Consider the following 5,981-nt stretch of genomic DNA (forward strand, 5'->3'; position numbering starts at 1 on the left):
TGTCGCTGCTCGTGCTCGCCGAGACGCTCATCCTCATCGGCGGGCGCTTCGACCTGTCGCTGGAGTCGACCGTCGGGCTCGCCCCCGCCCTCGGGCCAGCAACAGGTCGGCGGCGGCCAGGCGCACCTGGGAGCGGTGATTGCCCAAGGTGTACGCCAGGAGCAGCGCCATGGCGGGGCCGTCCGGCCCGTCCAGGGCGGCGAGGCCGGCCAGCGTCGCGGTGCCGAAATTGTTCCCGTCGAGGCAGGAGACCGCGAACGGCTGGATGTGCGTCGCCGCGATCTCCGGCCGGGACGGGGTCATCATCGGCCACAGTGGCAGGTCGGCCGGTGGCCAGGCGCGGTTCACCCGCTCGGCGGCGCCGCGCGGGTCGGTGATCCCGGCGGGCAGGCCGGCCGGGTCGAGCATCGCGATGCGCTGGGCGGGGGAGTACCGCAGCTCCGGCACGTCCTCGACCCAGGTCCGCGGCGTGCGGGGCGCCTCGGCCAGCCAGCGGGCCAGCTCCCGGCCGGCGGGCGAGGCCAGGCGGGCCGCCCCGGCACCGATCTCGCCGGCCGCGTCGAGGGGCAGGCGCAGCAGGGCCTGGGTGAGGTCGGCCGGGTCCGGCGCCCAGCCGTCCCGCTCGGCCGCGGTGAGCAGGGCCAGCACGCGGGCCGGGTCGACGAGCCCGCCGGCCGTGGCCGGGGTGGCCAGCAGGGCGGGCGGCGGGGCGGCGGCCAGCCGGCGCGCCAGCTCGGCCAGGCGCCACAGCCAGAACCTGGTCAGCGGGGCGGCCTGCGCATCGCCGGGCCGCCGGGCCGCGACCGGACGGCCGGTGGCGGCCCGCACGACGTCGGGCCACCAGCCGTCCCACCGCGGCACCACGGGGGCGAGGGCCTTCGCGGTGGCGTCGCGGTCGCCGCGCGCGGCCCGGACGAGCCCGTCGAGGAGCAGCTCCTCCTGGACCGGGTCGGCGGTCCGGCCGGCGGTGCGCTGGTGGACGGCCAGCTCGGTGACGAGGCCGTCGAGGTCCAGCGGCGCCGGCATCCCGGCGGGCAGGTCGGCGACGAGGACCGGCGGGGCGGCCGGCTCGGCGGGGGCGGTGCCGAGCAGGGCGGCGAGGCGCTCGCCGATCTCGCCCTCCAGCAGCGGTACCTCCTGCTGCAACCGCCCGCGCAGGCCGTCCAGCCTGGGCGCGGCCAGGTCGAGGACCTTGCCGGCCAGCTCCGCGTCGGGGTGGTGCAGGCCGGCGGCCAGCCCGTCGGCGAGGTCGGGCAGCAGCCCGTCCAGCGGCAGCCCGCGCAGCCACGCCAGGTGCGCCCGGACCAGCTTCTTCTCCGGGCGGGTGAACAGGGCCACGGTCAGCGCGCCGATCTCCGGGCCGTCCAGCGGCGTCGCGGCGTGCACGGCGAGCAGCCCGGCGTGGGCGAAACCGGCGATGGTCGACAGGGGCGCGCCGAGCAGGCCCAGCAGCTCGGCCCGGTGCGCGGCGAGCTCGGCGGGGGCCGGCTCGAGGGAGGTGAGCAACCTGAGGTACGGCTGCAGCAGCCCGGTCCGTCCGCCGGTCCGCAGCCGCCGCAGGCACCCGGCGATGAGGGTGGCCCGGGGGACGCGCCCGGACGCGGCCAGCTCGAGCAGCGCCGGCGGCCAGTCCCGCCCGGCGTGGCGGGTGACGAAGGCCGCCCCGACGCGGTCGTCGTCGAAAACGTACGGCAACGCCGCGTCGAACCACGGGTCCCCGGCCAGCACGTCGGCGAGCGGGGCGCCGCGCCACGCGGACACGTACTCGGCCACGGCGGCGGGGTCCTGCGGCAGCGGCTCGCCGACCACGCGCAGCAGCGCCTCGGTGAACGCCCACGGGTTCGCCGCCGACCGAGCCCGCCTGGCCAGGCCGCGGGCCAGCGTGGTGCACCACGCGGCGCCGCGCACCCGCAGCAGCGGGGCGGCCGCCTCGGCCGGCGGGTGCACCGCGTCCGGCCAGCGGCGCAGGAAGGCGCGCACGGCGTCGGGCGCCTTCGCGGTGCAGGCCAGGACCGCGAAGGCGTGGGCGGCCTGCCGGGCGATGTTGCGCCGGGTGGCCGCGTGGGCCGCCTCCTGCCGCAGGTGGTACAGCTGCGACGCACGCGCCCGCTCGCGCTCCCGCAGCCGCTCGGCGGCGAAGTGGGCCCGCAACTCCTCGGTGGTCCGCGGGATCTTCGGGGGCTCGTCGCCGTGCGTGATGATTGCGACGGCGAAGCTGCCCGTGGGCAGCTCCGGCTCCGGCTCGGGCTCCAGCGGCGGCAGCTCGACCGGCTCCGCCTGCGCGACCGGCGGCCGGTGCTCCTCCAGCAGCGGCAGCAGCGCCGCCCGGTCCGTCGCGCCGGCCCCGGCGAGCAGGCCGGCGAGGCCGTCCAGGTCGCCGGCGTCGACCCGGTCGCGCGCGCTTTGCCACAGTTCGTCCACGATCAGGCATGGTGCCAGCCCGGCCGCGCCGGCGCTGTCCCATGACAGGTCACACCACGCAGAACTCGTTGCCCTCCGGGTCGGCGAGGACGATGTGGTCGGGGCGGCCGTCCAGTTCGGCCTCGGCCAGGACGGTGGCCCCGGCGGCGATCAGGCGGTCGGCGGCCGCCCGGACCCGGGGCCAGCGGATCTGCCAGGGCACCGCCCGCCCGCCGCCGACCTGCACGTCGAGGTGCATCCGGTTCTTGGCCGTCTTTGGCTCGGTCACTTGTGTCCGGCAATAAACCGCAGTCCATAATGTCCGAATGACCCGTTACGTCGCGCTGTACTGCCGCATCAGCAAGGACAAAAGTGGCCGAGTCGAGGGCGTGAAGGCGCAGGAGAAGTGGGGCCGTGAGTATGCGGCTGAGCGCTGGCCTGGCATCCCGGTACGGGTGTTCGCCGACAACGACATCAGCGCGTTCGACGAGGACGCGCACCGACCGGAGTACGAGGCGCTGCGCGCGGCGGTCGCTGACGGCGAGGTGCTGCACGTGTGGGCGGTCGAACAGTCTCGTTTGGAGCGGCGCGAGGTCCCGTGGTTCGTGCTGGCGGCCGAGCTGGACGGAGCGGGCATACCCGTGCTGCACACCAACCGCGACGGCGTCGTGGAGCTGCGCGGGGAGGTGGCCGGAATCAAGGCGGTATTGAACGCCGCCGAAATACGCAAGATGAAGAAGCGGCTGATGGACACGTTGCGGGACAAGGCTGAGCGGGGCCTGCCGGCCGGTTCGCGGCCGTTCGGCTACACGCACGGGGTCAACGAGCGGGGCGCGAAGACGTTGCATGTCGTGGAGGCCGAAGCAACCGTGATCCGGGAGTGCGCCACGCGGGTGCTCGACGGCTGGTCGCTGTCCTCAATCGCCGCCGACCTGCGATCGCGCGGACTGCAGGGACCGCACAAGGTCAAGGTGATCGACCATCGCTGTTCCGGGAACCGCCGCAAGAAGTGCGGATGCCCGGTCCGCACGGTCGACGGCACGCCAGTGGAGGACGGCGGCAAGCCGGTCACGCGACCGTCGACCATCACCAACCAGTCGGTGAAGTCATGGGTGACGAACCCAACTGTTGCCGGGCACCGCGTACACCAGGGCCACGACAGGGGGCCGCGTACGGGTAACTGGACGCCGATCCTGGGCGAGGGGACGTGGCAGGCGGTGCGGAACAAGCTGGCCGGGCCGCGCGTCGTGCAGCGGGTCGACGGGGGCACGTACCCGATCACCCCGACGACGCGCACGACGGGTCGCCGGTACCTGCTGACGGGCGGCACCGCAATTTGCGGCGAGTGCTCAATGCCGCTGACGGCGTCGATGAAGCACCTCACGCGCAAGCGCGCAGACGGCACCCGCGTCCTGTGGAAGCACGCGCCGTACTACTTCTGCCACCCGAGGAAGGGCGGCAGGGCGTGCGTCGGCATCATGGGCGATCAACTGGAGGCATATGTCGTCGGGCGCCTGCTCGACGAGTTGGACAACCCAGCGTTCGTCGCGCAGTTCAGCACCGATGAGCACGTGGAGCGGCGTGAGAAGATCGCTGCCGTCTTGCGGGCGATCGAAGATCAGCGCGTCGATCTGTCGAAGATGTGGAGCTTGCCGTTCGGAGATCCGAACAAGCTCACGACCGCCGAGTGGCAGGCGGCGCGTGCAGGGTTGGCCGAAGAGGAGCGGCGCCTGCGCGCGGAGCTGGCGACCGTTCCGGCGCCCGCCACCGGCATCGACGCTGAGCGGATTCGAATCGCCTGGCACGACGGGATGACGCTGGACGAGCAGCGCGACGTCATCTCCCGGTTCATCAACACCGTCACGCTGAGGAAGGCGCGTCCGGGCACGGCGCGCTTCGATGAGAACCGCGTGGCCATCGAGTGGCGCACGTCGTGACGTAGCAGCTTCTCGCTGCGTTAGACCGGCCATGGACACACCGGACCGCCTCACCAGGCGCCTACGTGACCGAGCCGTGCTCGCCGGTTTAATGGCCGAGGGGCGCTTGCATGTCGATGCGGCACTTCTGTACGTCTGCACCGACCGCGGGCAGCACCCGCGCACCGCGCTCGGCACGGCCACGTCGGCGGATGCCAGACCTCCGTACGTGTGGATGCCGGTGAATCGCGGCGTCGGCATCAGCAATCGGGGCGTATGGCAGGACTGCGGGACGGTGCACGTGCGATGCCCGCGCTGCGGCCGTTACCCGATCCGGTGGGCGCAGGCGCGAGCCGATGAACACGCCGCGAGGCTACTTGCCGCGAACGTCACTGAGCTGGACATCTCGCTCATATAAGCTGCTATCTGTAGTCCCCACCGGAAGCGGTGCAACCTCCGGGCAGGCTGCCCCACGCTGTCACTGAGCGGCGCCGGGCGGCAGAGTTTTGCTGCCCGAAGGGACCACCCATGACCGGCCAGAGCCGAGGCCGTACCGGCCTGCTCGCCGATCCCGTCGTCCGCCAGGAACGCGCCCGCAAGGGCGGCCTGGCCCGGACCACGCTCGACCACCACATCACCAAGCTGATCGACGCCGCCGCAAGCCTCACCGACGAGCAGCGCGACCGGCTCATCGCCGCACTAACGGGCGGGGCCCGGTGACCGACCAAGCCCGCCGAAGTGGCGGCATCCTCGACGGTCAGGTGTGCAGCGATGACCCGTGCACCTGTGCGGCATTCATCCACGACCCGGCACACGTGGCGCCTGCGGCGCGGATCGTGCGCACCGCTCTCGCGCGTGTTGACGCGCGACGAGCCACTGCCGATTCCGTAGACGAAACGGATGTGGCCGCGTGAGTGATGAGCGAGGCGGCCCGCCCGACCGCCCCACCACCATCTACCCCGCGGTCGAGAGTACCGACGGAGCCGTGGCCGCGACGGCGGACGCGACTGGCCGCGATATGCGGATCCCCCGTCCGAGGCTGGCCGCCACGGGCGACCCGGAGCGTGCCCGACGGCGGCACCGCCTCGGCTGCCAACGGCGGCGGCTACGGTTCGTCAAGGAACTGGACCGCCTGTTGGGCGTCGGCATGTACGCGCCGACCGTCGAGGACGATGGGCGGTGCTCGGCGTGAGCGTTGACGCAATCGGCCAGGCGGTGCAGTACGTCGTGGACGGGCACGACCCGGCAGCGGTGGCGCGGGCGTTCGGTGTGCGCGAGCTGGACCTGCGGCGTGCGGCGGCAGAGCGCCAGAAGCGAACGGCGGCACCGGCGCCGGTCGCTAAGCGAGGCCCTGACGAGCCGATGGGACAACAGGACAGCGGGGACACAGGCGGCCGGAAGCTGCGGCTGACACCGGCGTCAGTGATCCGGCCACGCCCGGTCCGCTGGGCGTGGGACGGGCGAGTGCCAACCGGGGCGATCACGCTCGTGCCGGGGCGCGAAGGCATCGGCAAGTCCCTGACTCTGGTCTGGATGACTGCCCGCATCACACGAGGCGAGCTGCCCGGCGTGGGCCTGCCCCGTTTTGACGGACATCCGAGATCAGGGGACCTGGGGTCTCCGGGAGGATGTCTAGCATCATGGAGAACGTGGGGAAGAAGCGAT

Annotated in this window: 5 protein-coding genes; 3 read left to right on the forward strand and 2 right to left on the reverse strand. The window is 73.2% G+C overall.

Annotation, left to right across the window (positions count from 1 at the left end; all coding sequences use genetic code 11):
- Positions 1-33: 33 nt before the first annotated feature.
- Both AB0M46_RS50805 and AB0M46_RS50810 read right to left on the reverse strand, forming a co-directional pair.
- On the reverse strand, positions 34-2,421 hold the full coding sequence (locus AB0M46_RS50805) for a hypothetical protein (protein ID WP_363348888.1): 2,388 nt from the start codon (positions 2,419-2,421) through the stop codon (positions 34-36).
- Between the two features lie 49 nt (positions 2,422-2,470).
- Positions 2,471-2,689, reverse strand: a complete 219-nt coding sequence (locus tag AB0M46_RS50810) for a VOC family protein (protein ID WP_363348890.1) — start codon at positions 2,687-2,689, stop codon at positions 2,471-2,473.
- A 37-nt stretch (positions 2,690-2,726) separates the two neighbouring features.
- Between AB0M46_RS50810 and AB0M46_RS50815 the strand changes: the two genes are divergently transcribed.
- The 3 genes from AB0M46_RS50815 (at position 2,727) to AB0M46_RS50825 (ending at position 5,508) form a co-directional block, all read left to right on the forward strand.
- Positions 2,727-4,337: a recombinase family protein gene (locus AB0M46_RS50815; protein ID WP_363348892.1), complete on the forward strand. Its 1,611-nt coding sequence runs from the start codon at positions 2,727-2,729 to the stop codon at positions 4,335-4,337.
- 507 nt (positions 4,338-4,844) lie between these two features.
- Complete coding sequence (locus tag AB0M46_RS50820) at positions 4,845-5,036, forward strand: hypothetical protein (protein ID WP_363348894.1); 192 nt, start codon at positions 4,845-4,847, stop codon at positions 5,034-5,036.
- 190 nt (positions 5,037-5,226) lie between these two features.
- Positions 5,227-5,508 (forward strand): hypothetical protein, encoded by a 282-nt coding sequence (locus AB0M46_RS50825; RefSeq protein WP_363348896.1) that lies wholly within the window; start codon positions 5,227-5,229, stop codon positions 5,506-5,508.
- Positions 5,509-5,981: the final 473 nt, after the last annotated feature.

It is taken from the genome of Dactylosporangium sp. NPDC051485, from assembly GCF_040682015.1.
In the GTDB taxonomy this organism is placed as follows: Bacteria; Actinomycetota; Actinomycetes; order Mycobacteriales; family Micromonosporaceae; genus Dactylosporangium.

Bases quoted from the DNA above. Each gene is read 5' to 3' on its own strand.
- AB0M46_RS50815 (WP_363348892.1), top strand. From the start codon at position 2,727: ATGACCCGTTACGTCGCGCTGTACTGCCGCATCAGCAAGGACAAAAGT.
- AB0M46_RS50820 (WP_363348894.1), top strand. From the start codon at position 4,845: ATGACCGGCCAGAGCCGAGGCCGTACCGGCCTGCTCGCCGATCCCGTC.